At 38.6% G+C, this 26,258-nt stretch carries 29 protein-coding genes; 18 read left to right on the forward strand and 11 right to left on the reverse strand.

Annotated elements, in window-relative coordinates:
- Window positions 1–174: 174 nt before the first annotated feature.
- Genes H8Z77_RS10565 through H8Z77_RS10580 form a run of 4 tightly spaced genes read right to left on the reverse strand, consistent with a single transcriptional unit; the run spans window position 175 to window position 3,448 of the window.
- Window positions 175–423, reverse strand: a complete 249-nt coding sequence (locus H8Z77_RS10565) for a hypothetical protein (protein ID WP_069986941.1) — start codon at window positions 421–423, stop codon at window positions 175–177.
- Window positions 424–431: 8 nt separating this feature from the next.
- Window positions 432–1,487, reverse strand: a complete 1,056-nt coding sequence (locus H8Z77_RS10570) for an FkbM family methyltransferase (RefSeq protein WP_186996974.1) — start codon at window positions 1,485–1,487, stop codon at window positions 432–434.
- A gap of 13 nt (window positions 1,488–1,500) precedes the next feature.
- The gene (locus tag H8Z77_RS10575; RefSeq protein ID WP_186996975.1) at window positions 1,501–2,166 is read right to left on the reverse strand and encodes a DUF6320 domain-containing protein; all 666 of its coding nucleotides are present in this window, start codon (window positions 2,164–2,166) and stop codon (window positions 1,501–1,503) included.
- Window positions 2,153–3,448, reverse strand: coding sequence for a hypothetical protein (locus H8Z77_RS10580; RefSeq protein WP_186996976.1), 1,296 nt, complete (start codon window positions 3,446–3,448; stop codon window positions 2,153–2,155). The genes H8Z77_RS10575 and H8Z77_RS10580 overlap by 14 nt, the downstream gene beginning before the upstream one ends.
- Window positions 3,449–3,808: 360 nt before the next feature.
- Here H8Z77_RS10580 and H8Z77_RS10585 point away from each other — a divergent pair, with 360 nt between their 5' ends.
- The 4 genes from H8Z77_RS10585 to spoIVB all read left to right on the forward strand — a co-directional run bounded on the left by H8Z77_RS10585 (window position 3,809) and on the right by spoIVB (window position 8,881).
- Complete coding sequence (locus H8Z77_RS10585) at window positions 3,809–4,990, forward strand: aminotransferase-like domain-containing protein (RefSeq protein WP_069986937.1); 1,182 nt, start codon at window positions 3,809–3,811, stop codon at window positions 4,988–4,990.
- Window positions 4,991–5,013: 23 nt separating this feature from the next.
- A complete protein-coding gene (gene trpS / locus H8Z77_RS10590) occupies window positions 5,014–6,030 on the forward strand; it encodes a tryptophan--tRNA ligase (protein ID WP_186996977.1) in 1,017 nt (338 codons plus the stop codon).
- A gap of 20 nt (window positions 6,031–6,050) precedes the next feature.
- Window positions 6,051–7,202, forward strand: a complete 1,152-nt coding sequence (locus H8Z77_RS10595) for an iron-containing alcohol dehydrogenase (RefSeq protein ID WP_186996978.1) — start codon at window positions 6,051–6,053, stop codon at window positions 7,200–7,202.
- Between the two features lie 455 nt (window positions 7,203–7,657).
- Entirely contained in the window at window positions 7,658–8,881 is a 1,224-nt protein-coding gene (spoIVB, locus tag H8Z77_RS10600; protein WP_186996979.1) for a SpoIVB peptidase, read from the forward strand.
- 230 nt (window positions 8,882–9,111) lie between these two features.
- Here spoIVB and H8Z77_RS10605 read toward each other — a convergent pair whose 3' ends face one another.
- Together H8Z77_RS10605 and H8Z77_RS10610 are read right to left on the reverse strand one after the other, a co-directional pair.
- A complete protein-coding gene (locus tag H8Z77_RS10605) occupies window positions 9,112–9,663 on the reverse strand; it encodes a hypothetical protein (protein WP_186996980.1) in 552 nt (183 codons plus the stop codon).
- A gap of 84 nt (window positions 9,664–9,747) precedes the next feature.
- Window positions 9,748–9,978, reverse strand: a complete 231-nt coding sequence (locus tag H8Z77_RS10610; protein WP_186996981.1) for a helix-turn-helix domain-containing protein — start codon at window positions 9,976–9,978, stop codon at window positions 9,748–9,750.
- A 93-nt stretch (window positions 9,979–10,071) separates the two neighbouring features.
- On the opposite strand from H8Z77_RS10610, the gene H8Z77_RS10615 reads away from it, so the two are divergent.
- The 6 genes from H8Z77_RS10615 to H8Z77_RS10640 all read left to right on the forward strand — a co-directional run bounded on the left by H8Z77_RS10615 (window position 10,072) and on the right by H8Z77_RS10640 (window position 15,064).
- Window positions 10,072–10,284: a hypothetical protein gene (locus H8Z77_RS10615; protein WP_069986953.1), complete on the forward strand. Its 213-nt coding sequence runs from the start codon at window positions 10,072–10,074 to the stop codon at window positions 10,282–10,284.
- 126 nt (window positions 10,285–10,410) lie between these two features.
- On the forward strand, window positions 10,411–11,253 hold the full coding sequence (locus H8Z77_RS10620; protein WP_186996982.1) for a tetratricopeptide repeat protein: 843 nt from the start codon (window positions 10,411–10,413) through the stop codon (window positions 11,251–11,253).
- Between the two features lie 172 nt (window positions 11,254–11,425).
- On the forward strand, window positions 11,426–12,487 hold the full coding sequence (locus H8Z77_RS10625; protein ID WP_069987141.1) for a branched-chain amino acid aminotransferase: 1,062 nt from the start codon (window positions 11,426–11,428) through the stop codon (window positions 12,485–12,487).
- Between the two features lie 249 nt (window positions 12,488–12,736).
- Window positions 12,737–13,576 carry a transporter substrate-binding domain-containing protein gene (locus H8Z77_RS10630; protein ID WP_069986955.1) on the forward strand — a complete coding sequence of 280 codons (840 nt, stop codon included), beginning with the start codon at window positions 12,737–12,739 and terminating at the stop codon, window positions 13,574–13,576.
- 89 nt (window positions 13,577–13,665) lie between these two features.
- Window positions 13,666–14,355, forward strand: a complete 690-nt coding sequence (locus H8Z77_RS10635; protein WP_069986956.1) for an amino acid ABC transporter permease — start codon at window positions 13,666–13,668, stop codon at window positions 14,353–14,355.
- Window positions 14,342–15,064, forward strand: coding sequence for an amino acid ABC transporter ATP-binding protein (locus H8Z77_RS10640; protein WP_069986957.1), 723 nt, complete (start codon window positions 14,342–14,344; stop codon window positions 15,062–15,064). Before H8Z77_RS10635 ends, H8Z77_RS10640 begins: the two co-directional genes overlap by 14 nt.
- Before the next feature lie 534 nt (window positions 15,065–15,598).
- Here the strand turns inward: H8Z77_RS10640 and H8Z77_RS10645 are convergent.
- From H8Z77_RS10645 to H8Z77_RS10660, 4 genes are read right to left on the reverse strand one after another with little or no spacing between them, the layout of a single operon-like run.
- Window positions 15,599–16,051 (reverse strand): ATP synthase subunit B family protein, encoded by a 453-nt coding sequence (locus H8Z77_RS10645; protein WP_270738972.1) that lies wholly within the window; start codon window positions 16,049–16,051, stop codon window positions 15,599–15,601.
- A gap of 33 nt (window positions 16,052–16,084) precedes the next feature.
- Window positions 16,085–16,570 carry a pantetheine-phosphate adenylyltransferase gene (gene coaD, locus H8Z77_RS10650; protein WP_069986959.1) on the reverse strand — a complete coding sequence of 162 codons (486 nt, stop codon included), beginning with the start codon at window positions 16,568–16,570 and terminating at the stop codon, window positions 16,085–16,087.
- Window positions 16,571–16,598: 28 nt separating this feature from the next.
- The gene (gene rsmD, locus H8Z77_RS10655) at window positions 16,599–17,141 is read right to left on the reverse strand and encodes a 16S rRNA (guanine(966)-N(2))-methyltransferase RsmD (protein WP_186996984.1); all 543 of its coding nucleotides are present in this window, start codon (window positions 17,139–17,141) and stop codon (window positions 16,599–16,601) included.
- Window positions 17,142–17,159: 18 nt separating this feature from the next.
- On the reverse strand, window positions 17,160–18,314 hold the full coding sequence (locus H8Z77_RS10660) for an FtsW/RodA/SpoVE family cell cycle protein (RefSeq protein ID WP_069986961.1): 1,155 nt from the start codon (window positions 18,312–18,314) through the stop codon (window positions 17,160–17,162).
- Between the two features lie 247 nt (window positions 18,315–18,561).
- Here H8Z77_RS10660 and H8Z77_RS10665 point away from each other — a divergent pair, with 247 nt between their 5' ends.
- The 8 genes from H8Z77_RS10665 to H8Z77_RS11650 all read left to right on the forward strand — a co-directional run bounded on the left by H8Z77_RS10665 (window position 18,562) and on the right by H8Z77_RS11650 (window position 24,741).
- Window positions 18,562–20,226 carry a formate--tetrahydrofolate ligase gene (locus tag H8Z77_RS10665; RefSeq protein ID WP_186996985.1) on the forward strand — a complete coding sequence of 555 codons (1,665 nt, stop codon included), beginning with the start codon at window positions 18,562–18,564 and terminating at the stop codon, window positions 20,224–20,226.
- A gap of 1 nt (window position 20,227) precedes the next feature.
- Window positions 20,228–20,653: a tRNA (adenosine(37)-N6)-threonylcarbamoyltransferase complex ATPase subunit type 1 TsaE gene (gene tsaE, locus H8Z77_RS10670; protein ID WP_069986963.1), complete on the forward strand. Its 426-nt coding sequence runs from the start codon at window positions 20,228–20,230 to the stop codon at window positions 20,651–20,653.
- 5 nt (window positions 20,654–20,658) lie between these two features.
- Window positions 20,659–21,351, forward strand: a complete 693-nt coding sequence (gene tsaB, locus H8Z77_RS10675; RefSeq protein ID WP_186997137.1) for a tRNA (adenosine(37)-N6)-threonylcarbamoyltransferase complex dimerization subunit type 1 TsaB — start codon at window positions 20,659–20,661, stop codon at window positions 21,349–21,351.
- Window positions 21,352–21,364: 13 nt separating this feature from the next.
- Window positions 21,365–21,802, forward strand: a complete 438-nt coding sequence (gene rpiB, locus H8Z77_RS10680; RefSeq protein WP_186996986.1) for a ribose 5-phosphate isomerase B — start codon at window positions 21,365–21,367, stop codon at window positions 21,800–21,802.
- A 14-nt stretch (window positions 21,803–21,816) separates the two neighbouring features.
- Entirely contained in the window at window positions 21,817–22,446 is a 630-nt protein-coding gene (gene upp / locus H8Z77_RS10685) for a uracil phosphoribosyltransferase (RefSeq protein ID WP_069986966.1), read from the forward strand.
- 163 nt (window positions 22,447–22,609) lie between these two features.
- Window positions 22,610–23,044: a PH domain-containing protein gene (locus H8Z77_RS11750; protein ID WP_186996987.1), complete on the forward strand. Its 435-nt coding sequence runs from the start codon at window positions 22,610–22,612 to the stop codon at window positions 23,042–23,044.
- A gap of 1 nt (window position 23,045) precedes the next feature.
- A complete protein-coding gene (locus H8Z77_RS10695; RefSeq protein ID WP_186996988.1) occupies window positions 23,046–24,479 on the forward strand; it encodes a PH domain-containing protein in 1,434 nt (477 codons plus the stop codon).
- A 127-nt stretch (window positions 24,480–24,606) separates the two neighbouring features.
- On the forward strand, window positions 24,607–24,741 hold the full coding sequence (locus H8Z77_RS11650) for a hypothetical protein (RefSeq protein WP_268873765.1): 135 nt from the start codon (window positions 24,607–24,609) through the stop codon (window positions 24,739–24,741).
- A 331-nt stretch (window positions 24,742–25,072) separates the two neighbouring features.
- On the opposite strand, the gene H8Z77_RS10700 is transcribed toward H8Z77_RS11650, so the two are convergent.
- Complete coding sequence (locus tag H8Z77_RS10700; RefSeq protein WP_069986969.1) at window positions 25,073–26,209, reverse strand: tRNA(Met) cytidine acetate ligase; 1,137 nt, start codon at window positions 26,207–26,209, stop codon at window positions 25,073–25,075.
- Between the last annotated feature and the right edge of the window lie 49 nt (window positions 26,210–26,258).

Below are 26,258 nucleotides of genomic sequence, written 5' to 3' on the forward strand. Positions count from 1 at the left end.
CTGTAAAGAATGGTGTCAGTTAGAACTAAGGATCACTATCATATTAATAAACAATCCGTATTAGAAAGATAAAAGGTTATAATTTATATCAATCACCATCTTGATTTATCAGTACAGTTTTTAAAATAAAATGAATTTACCAGATATCGTTTCTATTCTTTTATGGTGCGAAATTTATTCGTTTCCATACACCTCAAAACGGGAAAGTAAATTGATAACAGTTAATTTATTGGCAAACAATTGCTTGTAAGTAACTGTTTTGGTTTTGCCACTATCCGAAAGCTGTTTCATATCCCGTTCAATTTTTTGTTTTTCTTCGCAGAGTGCTTCATACATATCTTCCAGACGGCCTAATTTATTTACTGCCTGGATTGGGTCAGCAACAATATAGCCTGTTTCTGTTTTTTCTGTCAAACGTTCCATAAATCCTCCTATTTTGGAATGCAGTAAAAATTAGTCTCCCAGGCAGGTATGTAAGGATGATGCCTGAGGTAGATTTTATAATCTGGACAGAGATCCAAAATCTGCAATGGTAACGCGAACAAATCCTCATTGCGGTGGTAAGCGCACACATATAGTTTTGGCCGGTATTGCTGAATAGTTTTTTTAGCTCCTTCCAATGCTTTGGACTCCGTTCCCTCAATATCCATTTTTAAAATAGATACCGGCTGCTGAATTAAGTGATCAACAGAATCTGCTGGAATTTCTACCCCTTTATTGGATAAACGAGAATTACGTCCAGCTTTTTTGCTAAAATACAGGGTATCTGTTTGGTTCCATGCCGCCATATTATAACGGGTAATCCGTTCTAAATGAGCGGTGTTCTTTTCCAGCTTTTTAAAATTTTTTGCATCGGGTTCTAGCGCATAAATATGCTGATAATCCGATACAAATTGTAGGAACTCCGCAATGGTATCCCCATCATAGGCGCCTAAATCTACAAAAATTTCTTGGTCATTTGGTTTTAATAGATTGGTGTAGACCTCTGGTTTCTCCGAACGACATTGATAGAGGTATTCTATTTTTCCACTAACCTTAAAATTCAGGATATCCAAATAGGTCTTTTTAGAGGTTTCGTCTGCCAACAAATCGTATACTTGATCGAATTCCGCTTCGTGTTCTGCTATGTATTCCCGTGTAAACAACCCATCCCCAGCTACTGGTACATCCGGTGCGACAATGGGATGCTCTTGATTCATCTGGAATAAACGTTCTAAAGTGGGGTCATCGTGGATAGCAAATGCCATTACAGTGTGAAACTCTGGATACTGACGGCAGATATCGCTGTATTTTTGTACCAGATATCCCTGAAAAGAATGACCACGTACAAATTCATCGCTGGCGAACATAGCTTCCACTTGGATACCATATTGCTCGAACACCTTGAATATTTTTAAAGCACCATCCCCCATGCCGTACATCACAACAGGAAGATTCGTTTGCTGTAAACAATCCCATACATTTTGTTCTTTTATTTTTTCTAACATAAAACCTCCACAACTATAAATGAAGCCTTTTTTTCAATTCCAGTTTTGTTTTTCTGTCCGCAAATACAAACGCACCAATGAGTACAATCAGGGAAAAAGCAGCGGATGACAAGCAAATCCATTTGATATCTACCCAATTAAGTAAGAAAAATATCAATGGTATCATTCCGTATAGGCAGGAAGCCAAAATATAGATAATAAAATCTTTTAAATCAAAATGGCGAATAATCATCATAATAATCATGGCGATATTTCCAACAATACAGATGGTAGGGATAGCAATGGACAATGACCACCGATGAAATCCAAGCAGCAAATCGACCAATAGAACGAAAACAGAAGAAACCAGCATTTGAATCCAGATATTCATACCGCTGTTATACCCTTTTTTGATGGAAATCATGGTAGCAGCCCAACAATAGATAATTCCTCCTACTACCAATAAAGACCAATAAGGAGAAGTGGGGAATTGCCAGTTTACCACTAGGCAGATTACTGAAGCAACAATTGAAAGAAAAATTAAAATCCGCAAAACAAGGTTGTATTTCCGAAAAAAGGTGATTGTTTTTGGGTAACTCTGTACACAGCCAGTACCATCTCCAGAGAGCAAAGAAGCGCAAAGCGGACAATAATCCAGGTTTTCCGCTATTTTGATGTTACATTGTTTACACTGTTTCATCACGTTTCACCTCATTTGTTGTAATTGTAACCTCTACCCCTTGTTTCGATAAATAACGGAAAATATGCCGGGGGATATCTACCGGTTCCATTGCGGCAGAATAGGTAAAATTGAGGGTATCCCCATAAGAACAAACTCCAAATTTCACTGGCTGAAACGGAGAAGGGCTCATAATCAGATTAAAATTTTTAATGTATGGCTGCAGATATTCTGGCATAGAAACTTTACCCATATTGGATAGGGCTGTGGAATATGCAATTTCCCCTTGTTTGTAGGCGATTTTTAAACCAATATCTTTTAGCGCCAAGGGAAGGCAGCGCACAATAGGATTTTTTTCTGTTGCCACCGTAAAATTAATCCGTTGGGATAATTTATCCGAACTCAGTTGTCCTTTTACTTGTTGGTTTACTTGCTCCAGTACCTGTTCAAAAGTTGGCTGCTGCTGATCAAAGGTATAACCGGTTTCAATGCAAGCAAAAAAGTTACGGGAGGTGACAGAAGGAAAGTGATTGCGTAGGTTAACTGGAATATTTACCTTTACCGGGCGTTTTCTTTTCCTTGCCGGCATATTTTCATAAATACTGTAAATCACAACTGCTGTTAAATAAGTAGTTAAGGTAGCCTGATGGGATTTTGCTAATTGTAATACCTGTTTTACTGGCATGTGCCCTGTTATGATTTTTATTTCCCCTGGCATTAGTTTGCTTCCCGTAATACGGTAGGCTTTTTTCTCAAAAGGGGCGTCTTTTTTGCTTTTTTGGTAATATTTATGGAAAGCGTCTTCCGAACGGGAGCTGGGAGTTGCCAGACAGTTGTCTGGGATCGTACTTTCGGTTAATTCCCGCTCATGGGCAATCTGTAAATAATGGTAAACCAACATCCGCAAAAATTGCATTGCTCCGGTTCCGTCCGCTAATACATGGAATAAATCCAGGTTGATTTTATTTTTATAATAACTAACTTCAAATAAGTATCCTCTTTGAGAAATCCCTTTAAAATAGGAGCAGGGAGGATGGATATCCCGATGAATTTTAAATGGATTTGGGTTGTATTCTAAAAAATTCCAGAATAGGCCACGGCGCAGCCTGACCCGGAAAGAGGGAAATACAGCTAAAGTTTTTTCCGCTGCTGTTTGTAGGGTATTACGGTCAACCGATTCGGTTAACTCACAGACCATACGGAATACATTGCTGTTTTCTGTATTACTAATTGAGGGAAACAGTTTGGCGGCATTGTCCAAACGGTACCATCCATGTTCTTTTTCTTGCTTACGTTGTTTCATAAAAATCTCCCAAGTAAAAAGCTTTTATTAAGTATATAACGTAAAAATAAATAATATTTATAGATATTGTACTAACAGTAATTTTAAACGTTATTTTTTCAATAAGAATAAGATATTTTCCTATTTTTATTGTAACCTTCTAGAAAGGAAGTTGCAAGCAAATTTCGTCTGATTTGATGAAAAATCTATGATTATTTTTGAAAGAATCGTAAAATTTAAAATTAGTATCAGCATAATTACGTATTTTTCTTTGTATTTGGCTTTTCATTTTCACAAAATTGTGATAAAATTAAAACAATCACCATGATAGCATATGAAAAAATATGGTATATTGATATTGTTTTAGAAAGGTTGTTCAATATGAGTTATAAATTTTCCGAAAAAATGGATCATTTAAAGCCATCGGTGATCCGTGAAATTTTAAAATATTCCTCTGATCCAGCTGTTATTCCATTCTCTGCTGGAAACCCAGCTCCAGAAGCATTTCCAGTGGAAAAGGTTCAGGCAATTTCTGCGAATATCCTAGCAAAGGAACCAATTGCGGCATTGCAGTACAGCATTACCGAAGGTTATCCAAAATTAATTGAAGCGGTAACCAACGACTTGAAAAACAGGCTGCATATTGGAGCTGATACCGACCGTGTTATCATTACATCCGGCGCACAGCAAGGGATTGACCTAACTGTAAAATCCTTTTGCAGCAAAGGTGATGTTATCATCTGTGAAAGCCCAAGCTTTGTTGGTTCTCTAAATGCGTTTAAAGCAAGCGAAGCTACTTTGGTTGGCGTTCCAATGGATGAAGATGGTATGAATATGGAACAATTGGAAGATGCGTTGAAAGCGAACCCAACTGCTAAATTAATCTACACCATTCCAAATTTCCAGAATCCGTCTGGTATCACCATGAGTATGGAAAAACGCCGTAAAATGTACCAATTGGCAAAACAGTATGGGGTGTGTATCATTGAGGATAATCCATATGGTGACCTCCGTTTTGCAGGAGAAGATGTTCCAGCTATCAAAACGTTAGATGAAGATGGCATCGTGATTTATTGTGGTAGCTTTTCCAAAGTGTTATCCCCAGGATTACGTGTTGGTTTTGTTTGCGCAAATGCGGATATCATCCAAAAAATTACCGTGTTAAAACAGACCAATGATGTACATACCAATATTCTGGCGCAAATGGTGGCGTACCACTTTATGACCGAGTGTGATTTCGTTGGCCATTTGGAAAACCTCCGCAAAATTTACAAACACAAAGCGGAATTAATGCTTTCTGAAATGGACAAACACTTTAGCAAAAATGTTACCTGGACAATCCCACAGGGAGGATTGTTCTTATGGTGTACCCTGCCAGAAGATCAAGATATGTTGGCGTTCTGCCAGGATGCAGTGAAAAACCATAAGGTTGCAGTGGTACCAGGCAATGCGTTTATGACCAGTGATGATGTTCCAACCACCTCATTCCGTATGAACTACTCCACACCTACTGACGAACAAATTATTGCCGGTGTAAAAATCCTTGGGGATTTGATGAAATAAAAAATTAGGAGGAATTTAGTCCGATGGAAAATACAACTCCAAAACCAGAACGAAAAAAAGTAATGCTCAGCGGTATCCAGCCAACTGGTGTGTTTACCTTGGGCAACTATATTGGAGCTGTCCGTAACTGGGGAAATTTACAGGAAGAATACAACTGTATTTATTTTATTGCGGATTTGCATGCCATTACTGTACGGCAGGACCCTGCTAAACTGAAAAAGCAGACAATGGAATGCTTTGCATTGTTGTTGGCTTGTGGGATTGACCCAGAAAAAAGCTTGACTTTTATTCAAAGCCATGTGCCAGCCCATGCGGAATTAAGCTGGGTACTCTCCTGTCATACCCAGTTTGGAGAGCTCTCTCGTATGACTCAATTTAAAGATAAAAGTGCCAAACACGCGGATAATGTAAACGCAGGGTTGTTTACCTATCCAGATCTGATGGCCGCAGATATTTTGCTATATAAGCCTGATTTTGTCCCGGTAGGGGCTGACCAGAAGCAGCATCTAGAGTTAACCAGGGATGTGGCAAACCGTTTTAATAATTTATATGGCAATACTTTTGTAGTGCCAGAACCATATATTCCAAAGGCTGGGGCAAAAATTATGTCTTTGGCGGACCCCACCAAAAAGATGTCCAAATCTGACGAAAATGTCAATGGATTTATCTCAATTTTGGATGACCCAGGTGTTATTGTGAAAAAATTTAAACGTGCTGTGACCGATTCGGAGATGGAAATCGCTTACCGGGAAGGTAAAGACGGCATTAATAACCTGATGACCATTTACTCTGTTATTACTGGTAAAAACTATGAGCAAATTGAACAAGAATTTGCAGGAAAAGGCTATGGAGATTTTAAAACAGCAGTCGGGGAAGTGGTTGCGGAAGAACTACGCCCAGTAAGGGAAAACTTTGAACGCTACTCCAAAGATAAAGCATATTTGCAGGAAATGTACCGCAAAGGAGCAGAACAAGCAGAGCGTTTTGCCCGCAGAACTTTGGAAAAAGTTTATAAAAAAGTTGGTTTCTTACCTCGATAATTCCGTAGGAGGAAAACAGAATGGAATCGTTTCAGCTTTGTTTACCCACCAAAGTCATTTTTGGAAAAGAGGAGTATCAAAACATAGGAGAATATCTAAAGCCTTATGCAACAAAAATATTGTTGCATTATGGTGGAGGAAGCATTAAAAGCAGCGGATTATATGACAAAGTGGTATCCAGCTTGAACCGGGCTGGTATCGAATTTGTGGAACTGGGCGGTGTCCAACCAAACCCCAGGGTAGAACTGACCCGTCAAGGAATTGAATTGGCAAGAAAGGAAAATGTCCAGCTTATTTTGGCAGTTGGAGGAGGTTCTGTCATTGATTCTTCGAAAGGGATTGCGATTGGCGTCCCTTATGAAGGGGATGTGTGGGACCTGTATGACAAAGAGAATTCAGCGAAACCACAAAAAGCATTGCCAGTAGCTACTATTTTGACGATCCCGGCAGCAGGAAGTGAAACCAGTGCCAGTACTGTGCTGAGCAATATGGAAACTGGAAGGAAATATGGATGTAGTAGCGAACTTGTCCGCCCTGTTTTAAGTATTTTAAGCCCTGATTTGTGCTTAACCCTGCCAAAGAACCAGGCGGCAAATGGTATCTGTGATATGATGGCACACATTATGGAACGGTATTTTTCCCCTTCTACCCATGTAGATGTTACCGACCGGATGTGTGAGGGAGTTCTGCGTTCCATCATGAACAACGGCAAAAAACTGATGGAAGATTACAAAAATTGCGATTTATGGGCTGAAATTATGTGGGCAGGCAGTATTGCACACAACGGTATTTTAGGCGTTGGACGTAAGGAAAGCTGGGTGTCCCATGGATTGGAACATGAATTAAGTGCAATTTATGATATTCCACATGGTCAAGGGCTTGCGATTGTATTTCCTGCATGGATTAAAACAGTTTGGAAAGAAAATCCAACCAGGTTTGTCCAGTTTGCTATCCGAGTCATGGATGTTGATCTGGAATATTATGACCAGGAGGCGATTATTTTGGAAGGCGTCCGCCGTCTGGAAGAATTTTTCACCTACATAGAATTGCCAACTCGCCTTCACCAGATTGGGATTGACAATAGCGATTTTGAAAAGATGTCCAAAGCAGTGGAACGGATTAAAAAAACATCCTTTGAATTGGCAATGGAAGTTTATCAAACCGCATTATAAAAGATACACCGCAATGATACCATCATTGCGGTGTTTTTGTATCCACAATTTTTTACTATTTGTATAATATAAAACCATTATTTGATGATTAAAATTTAAAATTTTGCCAATAAAAAGTTGTGGTAGTTCCATTATCAAATCAATGACAAAATTAGGTTTTATCACTGTTTATACTATAAATTTATATAAATCAGTTCTACGTACATATTTAATTTTAAATTTAATAAAAGTATTTTATTTTTAAATAATTACATTTAGTATATTAAAGAGGTGTTATAAAATTTTTCCATTAATAAAGAATAGCGTCTTTTCGCTATTTTATTTGTTTGGAAAATCATAACACTTGTATTTCGATTGGTTGCGCATATAGTAATGTTGGGCGAAATGCCCGGCCTCCTTTTTTCGTTTGAAATTGCGGCAATCAATTTTGCCAATCTACAAACAAAGGAGCATTCATGAGAAAAATCATTCGTTTTTTTGCAGGTATGACAGCGATAATGGTTTTTTCGGTACTAGGATTAACTGGTTATTATCAGGCAACCATACCGGACCATTACTATGTACACCAAGGAGAACAGCTCACGATTAATTCTTTGGTCTCTTCGTCCCAGCCTCAGCAAATCATTAGCACGGTGTCTTCCAACCAATCTTCTGGTAAATCCGTTCAATTAGATCTGTTTGGAATTATCCCCATTAAGCAGACGATGGTCTCAGAGGTAAACCAAACAGAGGTAATTCCAGGCGGTACTCCGTTTGGGATTAAATTGTTAACCCAAGGGGTAATGGTTGTAGGACTAAACGCAATTGACAGTGAAGATGGATTGAAAAATCCAGCAAAAGACGCAGGTTTAAAAATTGGGGATGTCATTACAGCGGTAAACGGCCAACCAGTTTCTTCCAATAAAGAAATTTCGGCTCTGGTACAACAAAGTAATGGTGCTGCAATTACAGTAACTTATACTAGAGGTTCAGAATCCCAGACGATTTCGATCCAGCCAGTGATTTCCCGGGTGGATAAACATCCAAAAGCCGGAATATGGGTACGGGATAGCTCGGCCGGCATAGGCACAGTAACTTTTTACGACCCTAATACCCAATTATTTGGCGGATTAGGACATCCGGTCTGCGATGTGGATACTGGTATGACATTGCCGATTTCCTATGGCGAAATGGTTTCCGCCACAATAAATGGCATCAACAAAGGGACAATTGGGACACCTGGTGAATTAATTGGTGCATTTACCACCAATTCTCCAATTGGGTCCGTTCTGTTAAATACAGATTGCGGTGTATTTGGAGAAATGTATGAACAGCCACAGGGAGAACCAGTCCCGTTGGCGTTAAAGCAGGAAGTGCACACAGGGAAAGCGACTATTTTATCTACTTTGGATGGAACAACACCACAGGAATATGAAATTGAAATTGAAGAACTAAATTTAAACGAAAAGTCAGTAACCAGGAATATGGTAATTCGGGTAACTGACAAAACGCTATTGGAAAAAGCTGGAGGAATTGTTCAAGGTATGAGTGGAAGCCCTATTTTACAAGATGGTAAATTAGTGGGCGCAGTGACCCATGTTTTTGTCAATGACCCAACCAAAGGATATGGTATCTTTGCCGAAAATATGATGTCTACTGCACTTAGTCTGGAACAGGACCAAGAAAAGAAGGCTTCTTAGCGAAAAACGGGCTAACAATTTGTTAGCCCGTTTTTTATGATTACTTTGAAAATCAGAAATGAATAAAGGAAATTTGTGAGTTCCTAGAGAAACCGAATTTTTATCACAGAAAGATATCGGAAAGAGCTAAAATTTATGGAAGGTAGAGATCATATCAGCAATTATGATAGATCAAGCTTTTTTTGGAAGATGGAGTAAGAACAAACCTCTTATTATAGTTTGATATAGGATTAAGCAACAGAGGATAAAAATACAGATTGGGAAGTTGTATCCTCTATGGGTTCAAACGTACATTGTAAATCCATTGCCTTTAATTCTAAGGAAACAGGCAATCCTGTTTTTTGTTCTACCACCAATTTGTATTCTCCATTTTCTGTATTGCCTTGGATGACATATTGTTCCCCTTTTTCTTTTATGGTAGTATCGGCTCCTAACAAGGCATGGTTTACCGCCTGTATCATTCCACTGGAAACAGAATTTAATAAGGTACTATCTTTTGTTACATCAACAGATAACCCTAAATAAGAAACCGTTACTTTATCGCCATCATAGATAAATTCCATTCCATCCACCGACTCTGGAGAGGTTAACATAATATGATAGGTTCCGCCAGTTTTTGATAGAATACCTTCCGTCTCCCAATCCTGATAGGACATCGTTGTTTTTAATGAAAAATCTGTTTTTAATGGGGTTGTTACCTGGTTTACCGTACGGCCAATACAACCAACTAAAAATACTACAATTATACCAATCAATCCGACGACAGCCCATCTCTTTACCATTGTTACCACCTCATGGTGTATCCTATGCGTAACAAATGTGGTTTAGCACTGAAGTATGTGAATAATTATTGAAATGATATCCAATTATTGTAGCGTTTTGCTCCTGGGATAGGGTTTTTGTTCATCTGTTAAGCCCAGTAAATAGTCTGTACTAGTTTGGTAATAAAGAGCCAATTTCATTAATAATTCAGCAGGGATATTTAAATTTCCCAATTCATAATCAGAATAGGTGGTTTGATGTACCTGCAAATATTCTGCAATTACTTTTTGAGAAAGGTCGTGGTCTTCCCTTAAATTTCGTATCCGTACAAACATGATATCACCTCATATACAAGTATGTAATAGAGTATCGGAAGAGGTTGACTTTTAAGGGTATAACCCTTAAAATGAATTAATAGAGGTGGTAGAATGAAGCTTTACATTGATATTTTAAAAGGAATTTTAGAGAAAGAGGACATTAAAGTGATATTCCCAAACTTAAATGGTATCAATATCAAGGATATTTGTGAAATGCAGTGCTACAAAACTTTAGCTGAAATAAAATCGGTGATTGAAGATGATACTTTAGAGGATAGGGAATGTTTTTGGAAGATTGAAAAAATCATTTCTATTTTTGAATAATTAGGTAGTGATGGCGGAACTCGCCACGATTTTTAAATAAGCAGATTGTTTTGCTATTGCAAACAAAATCAAATCATTATATACTGGAAGAAAAGGATTTTATCAAAGATTAAGGGGTTTTGGGCAATGGTAGAAGGAAGTTATCAAATGCCAAACACAGATTGGCAGGAATTTTTGCATTTGATGTATGATTATGAAAATGGTGTAGAATCAGCGCAAAGGGAAATCCAAAAAATGCTGGAAATTGGGCCAGAAGAAGCTGTTTTTGAAAAAATAAATCTGGCGAGGGAACAAATTTATCGTAATGACGCTATGAGAGGGGTTCCTGTAGCGATGTACCGGTACGCACTGGCAATACAGTTTACCCGGCCACAAGAAGCATTTCAGCTATTAGTGCAGTTAGCAAACCAAGGGGATACAGAAGCGATGAAAAGCATCGCATTAGGATATACGGAATATGGAGGTTTTGGGGAAAATCCAGAGCAGGAGCTACAATGGTATTTAAGGGCTGCTAACGCTGGGGATGCAGAAGCACAAGCATCTGCTGGTTTATGGTATGCTTGCCAGGGAAATAATGACCAGGAATATAGATGGTACAAAGCATCTGCTGAACAAAAATATCCAAAAGGGCTTATTGGCCTTGCCAACTGGTACTCGAAAAACTGGGTACATTGTGAAGGAGTTTTAAAAGAAGAATATAAACAAAAGGCAATCGCTTTATACTGGGAAGCTTTGAACCATGTAACTCGAATCAGCGAAGCGGAAGATATTTATTTTTCTTTAGGGCTTTGTTATGAAAGCCTACCACAGTACCGGAATGCCTTTGAATGCTTTTACAAATCCTTTTTATTAGGCAATGATTATGCGGCTGTTACTTATTTAAAATTGCAACTGAAATGCAATACCGTAATTCCACTCCAGCAATTAAAAGATTGGAAAATAGAATTGGGGGATAATTGTAGGCGCTAATTTGGGCCTGCAAAAATACATTGGTCGATTCATTGCATTTTGTCAAAATTGCCAGGGGAAAATGATTGCATCCTCATAAAACTTGTGTTATAATAAAAAATATAAATTTTAAATTTGTTTTATTATTTTACTTTTATATATTTTTACAGAAGAAAGAAGGATGGCTTTTATGATGGATCTCAGGGTTGAATTGACGAAGAATCCAAAAGAAAAACCACAAGGAAACTTAGGATTCGGTAAGTATTTTACTGACCATATGTTTGTTATGGATTATAGTCCAGAAAACGGCTGGTATAATGCTGCCATTGTCCCTTTTGGGCCGATTGAAGTTTCCCCAGCTTGTATGTGTTTGCACTATGGCCAGGAAGTATTTGAAGGGATGAAGGCATACCGCAATAGTGAAGGTGGTGTTCAGTTATTCCGTCCAGAAGAAAACTTTAAACGTTTGAACGTCTCCAATGACCGTATGTGTATCCCAAAATTTGATGAAGCGTTTTTGCTGGATGCATTAATGAAATTAGTAGAAATCGACCAGGAATGGGTTCCAAGAGAGGAAGGCGCCTCTTTATATATTCGTCCGTTTATCATTGGTACAGAGCCATCTTTGGGCGCGCATAGCTCTACTCATTTTAAATTTTTAATTATTATGTCACCATCCGGCGCTTATTATGAAACCGGCTTAGCTCCAGTTAAAATTTATGTGGAAACCAAATACGTTCGAGCGGTAACCGGTGGGACAGGTTTTGCGAAAACAGCGGGCAACTATGCTGCTTCTATGAAAGCACAGGATGTTGCGGCCGAAGAAGGATATTCCCAGGTATTATGGCTGGATGGCGTTGAACGAAAATATGTAGAAGAAGTAGGCGCTATGAATGTATTCTTTAAATTAGGGGATGAAATTGTAACCCCTGCTTTGGATGGTAGTATTTTATCCGGTATTACCAGAAAATCCGTTGTTGACATTTTAAAATCCTGGGGCATGAATGTTCAAGAAAGAATGCTTTCTATTGATGAATTGGTACAAGCATATAAAGATGGCAAACTGGAAGAGGCGTGGGGTACAGGCACCGCAGCTGTTATCTCTCCAATTGGCGAGTTAAAATACGGCGATTTGGTTATGGAAATTAATCAGAATCAAATTGGGCCTATTTCTCAAAAACTGTATGATACATTAACTGGCATCCAGTGGGGTAAAATCGAGGATACCTTTGGTTGGGTAAAAAAAGTAGACTAATCATACATATGAATTAATGCCTATATTTTAATGGAACTAGAATAGTCATCCTTAAAATATAGGCATTTTTATTGTTTTTTTGGGTTTTATTTTGTTTTTTTCGTTTAATTAACCGTAATTGATGGATTAACCTTGCAAAATGCTATCGAGTATGGTAAACTCATAAAATGTATAATATGAATATTTATACAAAAATAAAGAAAGTAACTTTTTATAAATTTTAATGTTAAATTGTAGGAGGATTATGTAATGAAAAAATTAGTCGCTGTATTATTGGCTGGAGTATTAGCTCTGGGAGCTTTCGCTGGTTGTGGCGGAGAAAAATCATCGGTAGAATCTATTAAAAAATCTGGTAAACTGGTTATGACAACCAATGCTGCATTCCCACCATTTGAATATGTAAGCGATGGAGATAAAGTAGTTGGCGTTGACGCTGACATCGCACAGGCAATCGCGGATGAATTGGGTGTGGAATTGCAAATTGACAATGTTACATTTGATGGTGCATTAACCGCTATTTCTACTGGTAAAGCTGATATTGCCGCTGCTGGTATTACTGTAACAGAGGAAAGAAAACAAAATATGGATTTCTCTGATACTTATGCAACTTCTGTACAGTATGTAATCACTAAAAAAGGTGTAACTGTAAATAACATTGAAGATTTAAAAGGCAAAAAGATGGGCGTTCAGATGGGCACCACTGGAGATTTGATTTTAACAGATGAGATCAATGGCTATCAAGATGATGATGGTAACAATGTAGAAGGTGTTTTACAAGGCAGTGGTGCTGAAGTAATTCAATACAAATCTGCATTAGAAGCAGCTTTGGACATGAACAATGGCAACTTGGATGCTGTAGTAATTGACAAACTGCCAGCTGAAAATATTGTTGCGGTAAATGATAATATGACCTGTACAGAACTGGTTTATGCAGATGGTAGCAGCACACAGGAAGAATATGCAATTGCTGTACAAAAAGGGAACCAAGAATTATTAGATGTTATTAACGATGTATTGAAAAAATTAGATGAAGAAGGTAAAATTGACGAATTCATTTTGGAACATACTGGTGCAGCAAAGGTTCAATAATTTTTGTAGATTGGAAATCATAAAAAACAATACAGCAGGCGGCTTCACCTGCTGTATTTGTGGCATTTTAAAGGAGGTTTGTGGATTTTATGGACTCATTGGTTCAAAAGTTTATCTCTACGTTTGTAACGGATGACCGCTGGGTATTATTCCTCAAAGGTTGGGGAACAACTGTAGCAATCTCTATTTTTGCTGTATTGGTTGGCGTTGCTCTAGGTGTATTGATTGCTGTATGTAAAGTATATACTGCCCAAACAGGAAAATTAAAAATATTGGATAAAATCCTTAGTGTTTATGTCGCAATTGTGCGAGGAACACCAGTTGTCCTACAGGTTATGATTATGTATTATATCATTCTGGTATCTGTAAGTAATACATTATTTGTAGCTGTTATGGCTTTTGGTATTAACTCCAGTGCATATGTATCCGAAATTGTGCGTGCAGGTATTAGTTCTATTGACCCAGGGCAAATGGAGGCTGGTCGCTCTTTGGGACTAAGTAGGATGTCTACTATGCGGTATATTATTTTGCCTCAGGCCATTAAGAATATCTTGCCTGCATTAGGAAATGAATTTATTGCTTTGTTAAAAGAGACCTCTGTTGTTGGTTTTATTCCACTAACCGATTTAACCAAAGCCAGCGACTTTGTGCGTAGCAGAACTTATGATGCGTTTTTCCCACTGATTGCTGCTGCATTGATTTATTTTGTTATGGTGATGCTGTTATCCTTGTTGATGAAAAAATTGGAAAAGAGGTTGGCGAAAAGTGATAGACGTTAAAAATCTTCAAAAATCTTTTGGTGACAACCATGTATTGTGTGGCATTAATGAGCACATTGAAAAAGGGGAAAAAGTTGTTATTATCGGACCATCTGGTTCTGGTAAAAGTACTTTTTTACGCTGTTTGAATTTGTTGGAACAGCCCACTGGTGGACAAATCTTTGTAGATGGAACTGAAATTACAGATAAAAAATGTAATATCAATCAGGTTCGTCAAAAGATGGGGATGGTATTCCAGCATTTTAATTTATTTCCACACTTAACCGTATTAAAGAATATTACACTGGCACCTGTAAAATTGAAATTGATGACTCAAGAAGAAGCTGATCAAAAAGCTTATGAGCTACTGGAACGGATTGGGCTCCGCGATAAGGCGGAAGAATATCCAAACATGCTTTCCGGTGGGCAGAAACAAAGGATTGCCATTGTTCGTGCGTTGGCGATGAATCCGGAAGTTATGCTGTTTGATGAACCAACTTCTGCATTGGACCCTGAAATGGTTGGGGAAGTACTGGAAGTTATGAAAGAACTTGCCCAAGCTGGGATGACAATGGTGGTAGTAACCCATGAAATGGGATTTGCCCGTGAGGTTGGAACTCGTGTCCTGTTTATGGATGGCGGTAAGGTATTGGAACAAAATGAACCAGAAGCATTCTTTTCAAATCCACAACATCCGCGTTTAAAAGATTTCCTATCAAAAGTGCTATAATTATACAAATATAAGTCCAGATGAAATTTTTCATCTGGATTTTTTATGGTGTTTTAGATGTGAAGAAAATCCCTCAGTTTAATCGGGGGAAAAAGAGTAATGCAATGATAATAATGGCTAAAAAGTTATGATAGCAGCATAACTTGTTCCCATCTGATACGGCTATTTTATAGCGATGAGGAGATGTTATGTTAGTGGCAATTCCAATTCGACATAAGAGGATTTCTCTTTCAGTTCATAAAAAATCTATTATGTGTAGTTCAAAGGATGTATAAACTTCTAGGTACTTATTAATAAAAAGCTTAAAGTAGTAGATATATCCAAATCCTCTCTTTCCATTATGAATTAGGCAATTTTGAACGATTTATCCATTTGTCTTTATTACAAGATCCGCAATATAGGTGATTTATCAAGATAACAGACGAGTAGAACTTTCTTACCCTAGATGGAAAACATGATGAATAATTTCGATATAGTTGATTCGAAACAAGCAAAAAATAGAAGAAAAAGGCAGCCAATTGGCTGCCTTTTTTATTATTTTGTACTTTTTCGGATTGCCGCATGGGCACCTTTTAATTCTTGCAGATTGGTTAACAGAGTTTCCTCTGATTTCGTCAAAACTCGTTCCACATATTCATTGGTCATTTGCTTAATCTCATTGGATTGGTTATGTGCTTGAGTCAACATCTGGTTTGCACGGGTTTTTGCTTCTTTTAGGATTTCGGTATCCGAAACCAGTCGTTTTGCTTTTAATTCCGCATCCCGGATAATCTGTTCCGCTTCTTTTTTCGCATCGTTGATAATATCTTGTCGATCTGCAACAATCATTTTAGATTGTTTAATCTCTTTTGGCAGCTGCAGGTGAATTTCACTGATTAAATCCAGCATTCGCTCCACATTTACAACAGATTTTCCACCGGATAATGGCAAAGACCAAGCTTGCTCCAACATATCCTCCATGGTATCCAAAATTTCGTTGATATTCACAACAATAACCCCCTCTTTTTTTAATGCTCTTTATTATTTTTTCCTCAATCCAGTTTCAATATCATGTAAAATTTCCGGCGGTACAAAGGTACTGATATCCCCACCTAAACGCCCAATTTGGCGAACTAGGCTGGAACTAAGGTACATATTTTCGCCCTGAGTAGTTAAGAATACTGTTTCCGCATCTGGATTTAATTTTTTATTTGCCATTGCCATCTGGAACTCATATTCGAAGTCCGAAACTGCACGCAATCCTTTTACAATTGCACACGCACCACAGTCACGCATATAGTCTGCCAATAAGCCGTCGCTAAAATCGGTTACTACATTTGGTAGGTTCGCAGTGGCCCGTTCAATAAATTCCATCCGCTGCGTAGCGGAAAAAGTGGCGTCTTTATCTGGATTAACAGACACCAAAACAATCACACGATCAAATAACTGGCTGGCACGTCTAATAATATCCAAATGCCCTTTGGTAATTGGGTCAAAACTGCCAGGACATACTGCAATTTTTCTCATTGTTCCACGCTCCCTTTGTCTTGGACACTTAAGCTTCTACCATATGGTAGGTTGTCAATTTGATTTTTCCATATTGGTAAGTACGGTACTGCTGGAACTCTCCAACTTGTTCAGGGAGTTCATCGCGGATACCGGTTTCACAAATAATAACGCCATTTTCGGTTAATTTTCCACTTAAAGCTTGTAGTGCGGCCGGGATCATTTCTTTATGATAAGGTGGATCCATCAGAACAATATCATATTGGTCCTTTGTGCCAGCTAAAAATGTAAGGGCGTCATTTAATACAACTCTGGCCCTACTCATTAGATTACAGTGTTGTAAATTTTGTTTTTGTACCTCCTGCGCTTTTCTGGACTGGTCTACAAATACACAGGTGCTTGCCCCACGGCTTAATGCTTCAATTCCTAATTGGCCAGATCCGGCAAATAAATCCAATACCATCGCACCAGGAAGGTCAAATTGGATAATGCTAAAAAGCCCTTCTTTTACACGATCGGTTGTAGGACGGACATCCATTCCTTCTAAGGTAATGAGTTTACGACCTTTTGCGGTGCCTGTAATTACTCGCATAATAATCTCCTTTTATAATTAAAATAAATGGTCTTTTTTTGTTGTATTCATTCGGACACTTAGGGCAAGCCCTAGTATCATATAGGTGGTTAAAGCGGATGTCCCTCCTGCACTGACAAATGGTAATGGAATACCAATAACCGGAAGAACACAAAGCACCATTCCAATATTAATAACTGACTGGAAAAACAGCACAGCAAATACACCAACAGAAATATAGGATCCCAATGGATCATCCGCCGAACGTGCGTTGATAATGAGTTTGATACACATTACCATAATCCAGATTACCAGGGCAATACAACCAACAAAACCGAATACCTGGCCTACATGGGCAAAGATAAAATCGTTGTACAATTCTGGAGTAGTGGTAATCAATTTATCTGATAAAAGCCCTTTTCCGGTCAATTGGCCGGAACCCAAGGTAATTTTACCCCAGTACTGTTGTAGCGTATCTCCAAGCCTATTTTCATATAGATATTCGTCCGATAACAAAAATCTCTTTTGTAGGTAATCATCCATGACGAAATTAAAAAAGACAAATCCAGCAATTACCGCTGCCCCCAAACCGGGAAGAATTAGTTTCCAACTTAATCCAGAGGTGAATAAAATACAAAGGAAAATCAAAATGAACACTAACATTGTTCCATAGTCTCCAGATAGGAAGCCCAATCCAATGGGAACCAATCCATGCAGAATTAAGAACAACAGGGTTTTTGGCTGATTAATATGGTCTCTCACAGACGAGGCGTGAAGCGAGAACGTAAGGATAAATCCAAGTTTTAAGAATTCAAATGGTTGAATGTCCATAAAACCAATATTCAAAAGGATACGGTCATCAGATCCCATACCATCTCCGTTTCTCATAGAACCCAATGGGGTAAACAAAGTCAATCCAATTAAAATTAAAATAATGGGCACATAAAGCTTCCATAATTTTGCTAGGGTATGGTAATCAATTAAAGAGATAATGATTGCTGCTACAATTCCCACACAGCTAGAAGCTATTTGCATATAAAACGGCCTCCATTGGATAGCACCAGCGGTTGCCAATGAATATTGTAATGTACAACTTAGAATAGATAACATAATTGCCATCACCAATAACATCTTGTCCGTTTCCCGGACATAGTCTCGTATGGCACTTCCAATTTTAAAAACAAAATTTTTCATCAAAAATTCCCCAAATTAATCGATCCTGAATTTTATTCGATTTTTCGATATGAACTCTATTTTATTATATCGATAACCAGTAGAAAATTCAACCTTTTAGTAGCACTATTCACAAAAATGTGATATAATAAATGCAACTTTAATTTTTCTATCTGACTGGAACGAATATCGTCAGAAATAATTATGCCTGAAATGATTTTAGGCGGTACAGGTAAAGATTATTCAGGCAAAGCAGAGGAGAGATACTATGTTAACGGATATTGAAATTGCTCAACAGGCAAAGATGCTTCCAATCACAAAAATTGGAGAACAGTTAGGGTTAACCGAAGATGATTTGGAATTGTACGGAAAGTACAAAGCGAAAATCGCAGCAGAAGCGGAACAACGTTTTAGCACAAAACCGGATGGCAAACTGGTTTTAGTCACTGCAATTAATCCAACTCCTGCTGGCGAAGGAAAGACAACGACCAGTGTTGGCTTGGGAGAAGCCATGTGTAAAATGGGGAAAAAAGCGGTTTTAGCTCTGCGGGAACCTTCCCTTGGCCCTGTATTTGGCATTAAAGGTGGCGCAGCTGGTGGTGGCTACGCTCAGGTGGTACCAATGGAGGATATCAACCTACATTTTACAGGGGACATGCACGCTATTACTGCGGCGAATAACCTTCTTTGCGCATTGATTGACAACCATCTGCAACAGGGAAATGAATTGGGGATCGACCAAAGGAGAATCCTCTTTAAACGTTGTTTGGATATGAATGATCGTGCCTTGCGGTATGTAAACGTTGGGTTAGGTGGGAAAGTAAATGGAATTCCCCGTGAAGATGGATTCCAGATTACAGTAGCTAGTGAAATTATGGCGATTCTTTGCTTGGCAAACGATATTGAGGATTTAAAACAGCGCCTTTCCAATATTTTAGTCGCTTACCGTTATGATAATACCCCAGTTTATGCAAGAGACTTACAGGCACAAGGTGCCATGACAGCTTTATTAAAAGATGCAATCAAACCAAATCTGGTACAAACATTGGAAAATACCCCAGCCATTATGCACGGAGGTCCATTTGCAAATATTGCACATGGGTGCAACTCGGTACAAGCGACTAAATTGGCGATGAAATTAGGGGATTACGCAATTACAGAAGCAGGATTTGGCTCTGACTTGGGGGCGGAAAAATTCTTTGACATCAAATGCCGTTATGCAGGATTATCCCCTGATTGTGTTGTGATTGTTGCTACAGTTCGTGCATTAAAATACAACGGTGGTGTTCCAAAAACAGAGTTGACCACTGAAAACGTAGCTGCTGTTGAAGCTGGTATTGTCAACTTAAAAGCACATATTGAGAATATGCACAAATATGGTGTTCCAGTGGTAGTGGCAATTAACCAGTTTGGTACAGACACTGATGCGGAGTTAAAAGTAATCAGCGATTGCTGCGAACAGCTTGGCTGTGAATTTGCGTTGTCCGAAGTATTCGCAAAAGGCGGGGAAGGTGGCTTAGATTTAGCGGAAAAAGTAATCAAGGCTTGTGAAAAACCTGCGAACTTTAAACCTTTGTATGATTTGGATTTGACAATTAACGAAAAAATTGAAACCGTGGCAAGAGAAATTTATGGCGCTGACGGTGTCGCCGTTACTCCACAAGCACAAAAAGCTATTGACGAGATCACAGCATTAGGTTTTGGTAAACTTCCAATTTGCGTGGCCAAAACCCAGTATTCTTTATCTGACGATGCCTCGAAATTAGGACGTCCATCTGGTTTTACCATTACCATCCGGGACGTTAAAGTATCCGCTGGGGCAGGATTTGTTGTTGTTTATACCGGCAATATCATGACAATGCCAGGGTTGCCGAAAAAGCCGGCAGCACTCTCTATTGATGTGGTAGATGGCCAGATTACAGGATTATTCTAATATGAAACAGTTTATTACCCATAGCCCTTCTGAAACAGAACAGGTAGCGAGCCAGTTTGCCCAGCAACTAAAACCGGGGGATGTGATTGCCTACCGTGGCGGATTGGGAGTAGGAAAAACCGCATTTACAAGAGGCCTTGCGGAGGGATTGCAAGTAATAGGGGAAGTATCCAGCCCTACTTTTAGTTTGGTGAATGAGTATCAAGGGAAAATTCCACTGTATCATTTTGATATGTATCGTATCAATACATTGGATGACCTATACTTTACAGGATTTTTTGATTATCTGGAAAACGGCAGTATCCTTGCGATTGAATGGAGCGAAAATATTGCTGATTATCTGCCAGAAAACACGATTACTGTAGAATTGAAACGGTTGGATGAAACCACCCGGGAAATTACAATTGATGGAGATGAGCGTTTTTGAATATCATGGCATTTGATAGTTCCGCCAAAGTGGCAAGTGTTGCGGTTTGCAGTGAAACAGAAATTTTAGCGGAATTCAGTACCAACACAGGGCTGACCCATTCCCAGACCCTTTTGCCAATGGCAGAACAGGTGTTGGCCTGTGCAAATATTTCCATGGAACAAATTGACGCTTTTGCGGTTGCTTCTGGTCCGGGCTCTTTTACTGGCTTGCGGATCGGGATTTCCGCTGTGAAAGGGATGGCACAAGTATTGGACAAACCATGTATCGGTGTTTCTACCTTAGAAGGGCTAATCCAGAATTTACAGGGGTTTGATGGAATTGGATGCGCAGTTATGGACGCTAGATGTAACCAAGTATACAATTGTCTATATTCCCTAGGGGAACAGCCAAAACGGCTCTGTGATGACCGTGCCCTTACGATTGCGGAACTAACAGAAGAACTGAAAACATATCATCAAAAGATTATTTTAGTTGGTGACGGGGCGGATTTATGTTATAATAAAATGGATGGGCAACTGGAACAGCTTGTTCTGGCTCCCATTGCTTTGCGGAAACAACGCGCAAGCAGTATAGGGCTTTGTGCCCATGTTTTATATCAACAAGGAAAAGCAGTACCTGCTCAGGCATTGATGCCATCGTATTTGCGGCTATCCCAGGCCGAACGGATGCGTCAAGCCGCACAACAGAATCAATAGGAGGATCAATAAAATGATAGCATTAGGTAGTGACCATGGCGGTTTTGAATTAAAACAGGAAATTATGGCTTATTTAAAAGAGAAAAATATTCCCTTTAAAGATTATGGCACTTATTCTACAGAATCCTGCGATTATGCTGATTATGCGGAATTAGCCTGTAATGCGATTGTTGCTGGCGAATGTGAAAAAGGAATTTTGATTTGTGGAACAGGCATTGGTATTTCTATGGCTGCGAATAAAATAAAAGGAATTCGGGCTGCTGCATGTTCCGAGCATTTTTCCGCAAAATATACCCGTTTACACAATGATGCCAATGTACTTTGCCTGGGCGGCAGAGTAATTGGACCTGGTACTGCTTGTGAACTGGTGGATTTATTTTTAAATACTGAATTTGAGGGTGGGCGCCATGCGCTCCGTGTAAATAAAATTACGGCGTTGGAAAACAAATAAGGAGGAAAATACAAATGAACAAACCTGTTATTATGGATCATCCATTGATCCAACACAAAATGTCTATTTTAAGGGATAAAAGCACTGGTTTTAAGGAATTCCGTGAATTGGTGTCCGAAATTGCAATGTTAATGTGCTACGAGGCTACCAGAGATTTACCTTTGGCGGAAGTGGATATTGAAACCCCTTTGGCAATTGCAAAAACCAAAGTAATCGCTGGTAGAAAGATTGTGTTTGTACCAATTTTACGTGCTGGACTTGGTATGGTGGATGGTATGTTAAAATTGGTTCCAGCTGCACGTGTTGGGCATGTTGGGATGTACCGTGATCCAGAAACTTTTGTACCACATGAATATTACTGTAAATTGCCACCAAACATGGACCAAAGGGAAGTTATTGTATTGGATCCAATGTTGGCTACCGGCGGTTCCGCCATTGATGCGATTGACGCAATTAAAAAGCGTGGATGTAAAAGCATTAAATTTATGTGTTTGGTAGCTGCTCCAGAAGGTTTGAACGCATTGCAGGAAAAACACCCTGATGTTCAGATTTATGCAGCTGCTTTGGATCAGTGCTTGAATGAACACAAATATATTGTTCCTGGTCTTGGCGATGCGGGAGACCGTATTTTTGGAACAAAATAGTATTCGTTAAAAATACAGATAGAAAGTATTTTTATGGTATATTCATTTGCATGATTGCTTTCTAACAGAAATGGGACACTCGGGAGAAATTTCCTGAGTGTCTTTGTATATCAGCTGTATGGGATAGGAATAAATACCATATACTGATTCTGGGGGTGGAAATATGAAATTTTGGCCTATTTCAAAAAAATCAATTTTTGTACAGGATTTATTTTGCACAATCATCTGGTTTGTATTATCTATTTTTCCTTTTTTATATATTCAGCAATTTACCATTTGGTGGTATGTTACTTTACTCCCTTTACTGGTTCTTTTTCTTTTTTTTGCTGTTTTTTATTTTCCCGCCCGATACCGCAATAGTGGATACTGTTTCACAAAAAACCATGTGGCCTATCAAACTGGAGTTTTTGTAAAACGTCAACATATTGTAAAACGAAACAGGATTGTTTCAGTGGCCTTGATTTGCAATCCTTGGACTCCAATTTTGGGGATCGCTTCTATTACTGTTAAAACCACAGGGGCAAACTTGCATATTCCGTATCTACCATTCAATCAGGCAGAAGCAATTGTCGCGCAATTAACGACGGAAAGGGGCTAATATGGAATTTCAACACCCACATCCTGTCCAAATTATCCGCAATACTTCTCGTTTTTGGCTTTTATTACTATTGCCAGTGTTGCGTGGCTTTTTATTTTCTGGAGGAAACTTATATGTTTGGATGAAAGGCGCTTGGATGGACCTTTTAGTATTGGTTGCCATTGTACTCTTTGGATATTTAAGTTGGTATTTTAATACGTTTTATGTGGGAAAAGATGGCGTTTATATCCATAAAGGAATATTTTTAATTCAACAGTATGTTATCCCATACGAAATGATTTCCTCCATCACAGTGGAAAATCCTTTTTATCTATCCCCAATACGAGGTAGTTATGTAAAGTTGGATACTGATGCAGGGAATGTTCGTCAAGCTGATTTATCTTTTGTGATGAAACGGAAGGATGTCGAACGTTTAGTAAAATATGCCCAGGAAAAACTGGTTGGAGATGCAAAAAACATGGGACGCATCTATAGCCCTCGATTGTGGTATATTGCTATTTTGTCCTTGATTTCCTCGAATAGTTTAACAGGGGTTTTGTTTGCGTCCACTTTAATTTCCCAAAGCGGAAATCTGCTTGGGAAAGAGTTTGAAGATATGTTGGTGACGAATCTCACAAAAATAGCGGAGCTACTAGCGTTTGGAATCCCACCTGCGGCAGCTATTTTAGCATATCTTTTATTGGGTGGATGGGGATTGGCTTTTTTGCTCAATATTATCCGCAACAAAGATTTTTCAGTCAACCGTCGAAATCAGAGTATGACAATCCGTGCGGGTATTCTAATCCCAAGATATTATTGTTTTAATATTGGGAGGATTAACTTGGTAGAAATCCGTCAAACCTTGTTTACCAAAGTATTGGGGTATTATTCTGTGTATATCAATTGTGCTGGATATGGTAAACTCAAAAACGGGACATCTGTGTTAATCCCTGCGGCAGAGCGGCGGGAAGCGATGCGAAACCTTAATCTATTGTTTCCCGAAATCCAATTTGTAAAGCGGGATATTAAACCAAAACCAGTGGATTTTAGAAGATTTATTTTTATCCCGACTATTATTATTGTTGTTTTTGCGGTTATTATTGCAGGATCTTATCTGTTTTTTCCGGGGTTCCGCGGATTAATTTTGTTTGTGGGAATTATGATTGAGATTATTCCGGTGCTGTACTTGATTGTCCGCATGATTAGTTATAGCCATACAGGGATTGGATATAGCCAGGGAATGTTAACAGCCAGCTATACCAAACGGTTATTATTTTGCCGTGTTTCTATGCCAAGGGAAAAAGTATCCAAAATTGTATATCGCCAAAATTTATTGCAAAAAAGTACAGGTTGTTGTGATGTAATTATCTACACATATTCTGAAGGCACAAAACGGCATATTATTCGGAATTTAAATCAAACAGAAGTGCAAGAATTGTTAAAACACAGTATTTAGACGAAATGTGACAGCGAATTTGTCGATAAAATAAGAATTTTTTATTAATAGAATGATGAATAACTATTGCGAAATTATAAATAAAATGGTATACTTAATTTAGTGGAAAAAACTAGGAGGGGATACTATGCGCAATGGTTTATCTGAAAAATCGATTTTTAATGCTGGTAACCTGAAAACCGCATTATTTATTATGGGAGGATTGCTATTTTTATTGGTATTGCCTTCTTTTATATTGTTATGGTTGTTTGTTATTCGTTAAGAAAAAGGGTTGGCATTGGATAGATGCCAACCCTTTTTCTTAAATAGGATATTATATACAGTTGAGAAATTTAAATAAGTATTATCATCGAAAATAGTGTATTTATTTATCTCAAACATTTGTATTTTGAGCATGGCAGTATAAACGAATACTTCCTAATATAAATTGCTAAAGTTACAGTTTAAACAAAAATAATTCCTTTTTGATAAAGCATAAAAATTAAATTGGAGCACATTCCATCTTTTGCGTTATCTATAGTTTTGATATGATTATCTATTTTTGCCTATGCCTTGTACAACTTGTAATTTTGAGATGGAAAAATCAAGTAGATTTATTGTATTATTGGTTTTTGAAGGTAATCTTGCCCTGCTTTTTGGATTTGCGGTGTGGTCATATAAAATAAATCGGTCGCTTTGCTGTCCAGTGCTGCTTGTTTGGGAAACTGTCGCGCTAATTTAGGAAAATCAGGTGATACTGGAATGGTAGAGGCTGTCCTGATTTTGGATAACAATTCTTTTCCTTTTTGGTTCATGCCCAGTACACGGCCATAAAGAGGGGAGGACTCTAGGTTTGCTTTTTGTATGTCAAGGAAACGGTAAGATAAAATCCTCCTCAAACGGGACATCGTGTAACGCTTTGTTTTTACAATAGATAAAAATTGCTCAGAAGATGTGGCAATCTTTCCAGATTCGTAAAGGCGGTTTTCTAAGCCTTCGGACACATCAGGAAGCTCTGCCCACTGTTGCTTGGTAGTAGTGCGTATTAGATAAAGCAATACCATCTCTAACTGTTCCGGATTGGAACGCAGAGAGGGCTGATAAATATCTCGGCAGTTTTGAGGAATAAAATTTTCCCAGCTAGTTTGCCCTCTGAGATAGGAAGCACTGGCGAAATCTCCGGTTGGTATCTCACTGTCATGGCTAGCTCCCTGGCGCTGTATAGTCAACCATTCAAACTGGAAACCCAACTGTTTTGCGGCCTTAATATATTCAACTCCCAATGTGTTGTTAGGGAAATCCAGTAAATATCCCTTTTTTCCAAGTGCCCTTCTCCGTGCAGCGGGATAGCTTAACCCCTGTTTTAATAATTGTTGCATTTCTGGGGATTGGTTGATATTAAGGCATTGGTTTGCACATTCCATTAAGGAGGAAATATCACCGGATTCACTTCCAAAACTGATACAATCCACAATTCCCAGGCTTCCTAAAAGTCCAATTCCCCCCAAAGCAAAACGTTCCGCTGAACTACATGCAAATGATGTGGGAAGTTCTAGTACCAGGTCAACGCCGGATTGTATCGCAGCTTTTGCCCGAATCCATTTAGAATAACAGGAAATAGACCCACGTTGAGTGAGATGGCCACTCATGACAGCAATGATATGGGTAGCCTGTTTTCTGGTTTGTTGGATTTGGTAAGCATGACCGTTGTGGAAAGGGTTATATTCTGCAATAATGCCAGCTACTTTCATTGTGATTCTCCTTTGAAATTTTTGTGGAATCTAAGGGTTTGCCTTGAAA

It is taken from the genome of Clostridium facile (assembly GCF_014297275.1).
In the GTDB taxonomy this organism is placed as follows: domain Bacteria; phylum Bacillota; class Clostridia; order Oscillospirales; family Ruminococcaceae; genus Massilioclostridium; species Massilioclostridium facile.

Bases quoted from the DNA above. Each gene is read 5' to 3' on its own strand.
- H8Z77_RS10565 (WP_069986941.1), bottom strand. From the start codon at position 423: ATGGAACGTTTGACAGAAAAAACAGAAACAGGCTATATTGTTGCTGAC.
- H8Z77_RS10570 (WP_186996974.1), bottom strand. From the start codon at position 1,487: ATGTTAGAAAAAATAAAAGAACAAAATGTATGGGATTGTTTACAGCAA.
- H8Z77_RS10575 (WP_186996975.1), bottom strand. From the start codon at position 2,166: ATGAAACAGTGTAAACAATGTAACATCAAAATAGCGGAAAACCTGGAT.
- H8Z77_RS10580 (WP_186996976.1), bottom strand. From the start codon at position 3,448: ATGAAACAACGTAAGCAAGAAAAAGAACATGGATGGTACCGTTTGGAC.
- H8Z77_RS10585 (WP_069986937.1), top strand. From the start codon at position 3,809: ATGAGTTATAAATTTTCCGAAAAAATGGATCATTTAAAGCCATCGGTG.
- trpS (WP_186996977.1), top strand. From the start codon at position 5,014: ATGGAAAATACAACTCCAAAACCAGAACGAAAAAAAGTAATGCTCAGC.
- H8Z77_RS10595 (WP_186996978.1), top strand. From the start codon at position 6,051: ATGGAATCGTTTCAGCTTTGTTTACCCACCAAAGTCATTTTTGGAAAA.
- spoIVB (WP_186996979.1), top strand. From the start codon at position 7,658: ATGAGAAAAATCATTCGTTTTTTTGCAGGTATGACAGCGATAATGGTT.
- H8Z77_RS10605 (WP_186996980.1), bottom strand. From the start codon at position 9,663: ATGGTAAAGAGATGGGCTGTCGTCGGATTGATTGGTATAATTGTAGTA.
- H8Z77_RS10610 (WP_186996981.1), bottom strand. From the start codon at position 9,978: ATGTTTGTACGGATACGAAATTTAAGGGAAGACCACGACCTTTCTCAA.
- H8Z77_RS10615 (WP_069986953.1), top strand. From the start codon at position 10,072: ATGAAGCTTTACATTGATATTTTAAAAGGAATTTTAGAGAAAGAGGAC.
- H8Z77_RS10620 (WP_186996982.1), top strand. From the start codon at position 10,411: ATGGTAGAAGGAAGTTATCAAATGCCAAACACAGATTGGCAGGAATTT.
- H8Z77_RS10625 (WP_069987141.1), top strand. From the start codon at position 11,426: ATGGATCTCAGGGTTGAATTGACGAAGAATCCAAAAGAAAAACCACAA.
- H8Z77_RS10630 (WP_069986955.1), top strand. From the start codon at position 12,737: ATGAAAAAATTAGTCGCTGTATTATTGGCTGGAGTATTAGCTCTGGGA.
- H8Z77_RS10635 (WP_069986956.1), top strand. From the start codon at position 13,666: ATGGACTCATTGGTTCAAAAGTTTATCTCTACGTTTGTAACGGATGAC.
- coaD (WP_069986959.1), bottom strand. From the start codon at position 16,570: ATGAGAAAAATTGCAGTATGTCCTGGCAGTTTTGACCCAATTACCAAA.
- rsmD (WP_186996984.1), bottom strand. From the start codon at position 17,141: ATGCGAGTAATTACAGGCACCGCAAAAGGTCGTAAACTCATTACCTTA.
- H8Z77_RS10660 (WP_069986961.1), bottom strand. From the start codon at position 18,314: ATGAAAAATTTTGTTTTTAAAATTGGAAGTGCCATACGAGACTATGTC.
- H8Z77_RS10665 (WP_186996985.1), top strand. From the start codon at position 18,562: ATGTTAACGGATATTGAAATTGCTCAACAGGCAAAGATGCTTCCAATC.
- tsaE (WP_069986963.1), top strand. From the start codon at position 20,228: ATGAAACAGTTTATTACCCATAGCCCTTCTGAAACAGAACAGGTAGCG.
- tsaB (WP_186997137.1), top strand. From the start codon at position 20,659: ATGGCATTTGATAGTTCCGCCAAAGTGGCAAGTGTTGCGGTTTGCAGT.
- rpiB (WP_186996986.1), top strand. From the start codon at position 21,365: ATGATAGCATTAGGTAGTGACCATGGCGGTTTTGAATTAAAACAGGAA.
- upp (WP_069986966.1), top strand. From the start codon at position 21,817: ATGAACAAACCTGTTATTATGGATCATCCATTGATCCAACACAAAATG.
- H8Z77_RS11750 (WP_186996987.1), top strand. From the start codon at position 22,610: ATGAAATTTTGGCCTATTTCAAAAAAATCAATTTTTGTACAGGATTTA.
- H8Z77_RS10695 (WP_186996988.1), top strand. From the start codon at position 23,046: ATGGAATTTCAACACCCACATCCTGTCCAAATTATCCGCAATACTTCT.
- H8Z77_RS11650 (WP_268873765.1), top strand. From the start codon at position 24,607: ATGCGCAATGGTTTATCTGAAAAATCGATTTTTAATGCTGGTAACCTG.
- H8Z77_RS10700 (WP_069986969.1), bottom strand. From the start codon at position 26,209: ATGAAAGTAGCTGGCATTATTGCAGAATATAACCCTTTCCACAACGGT.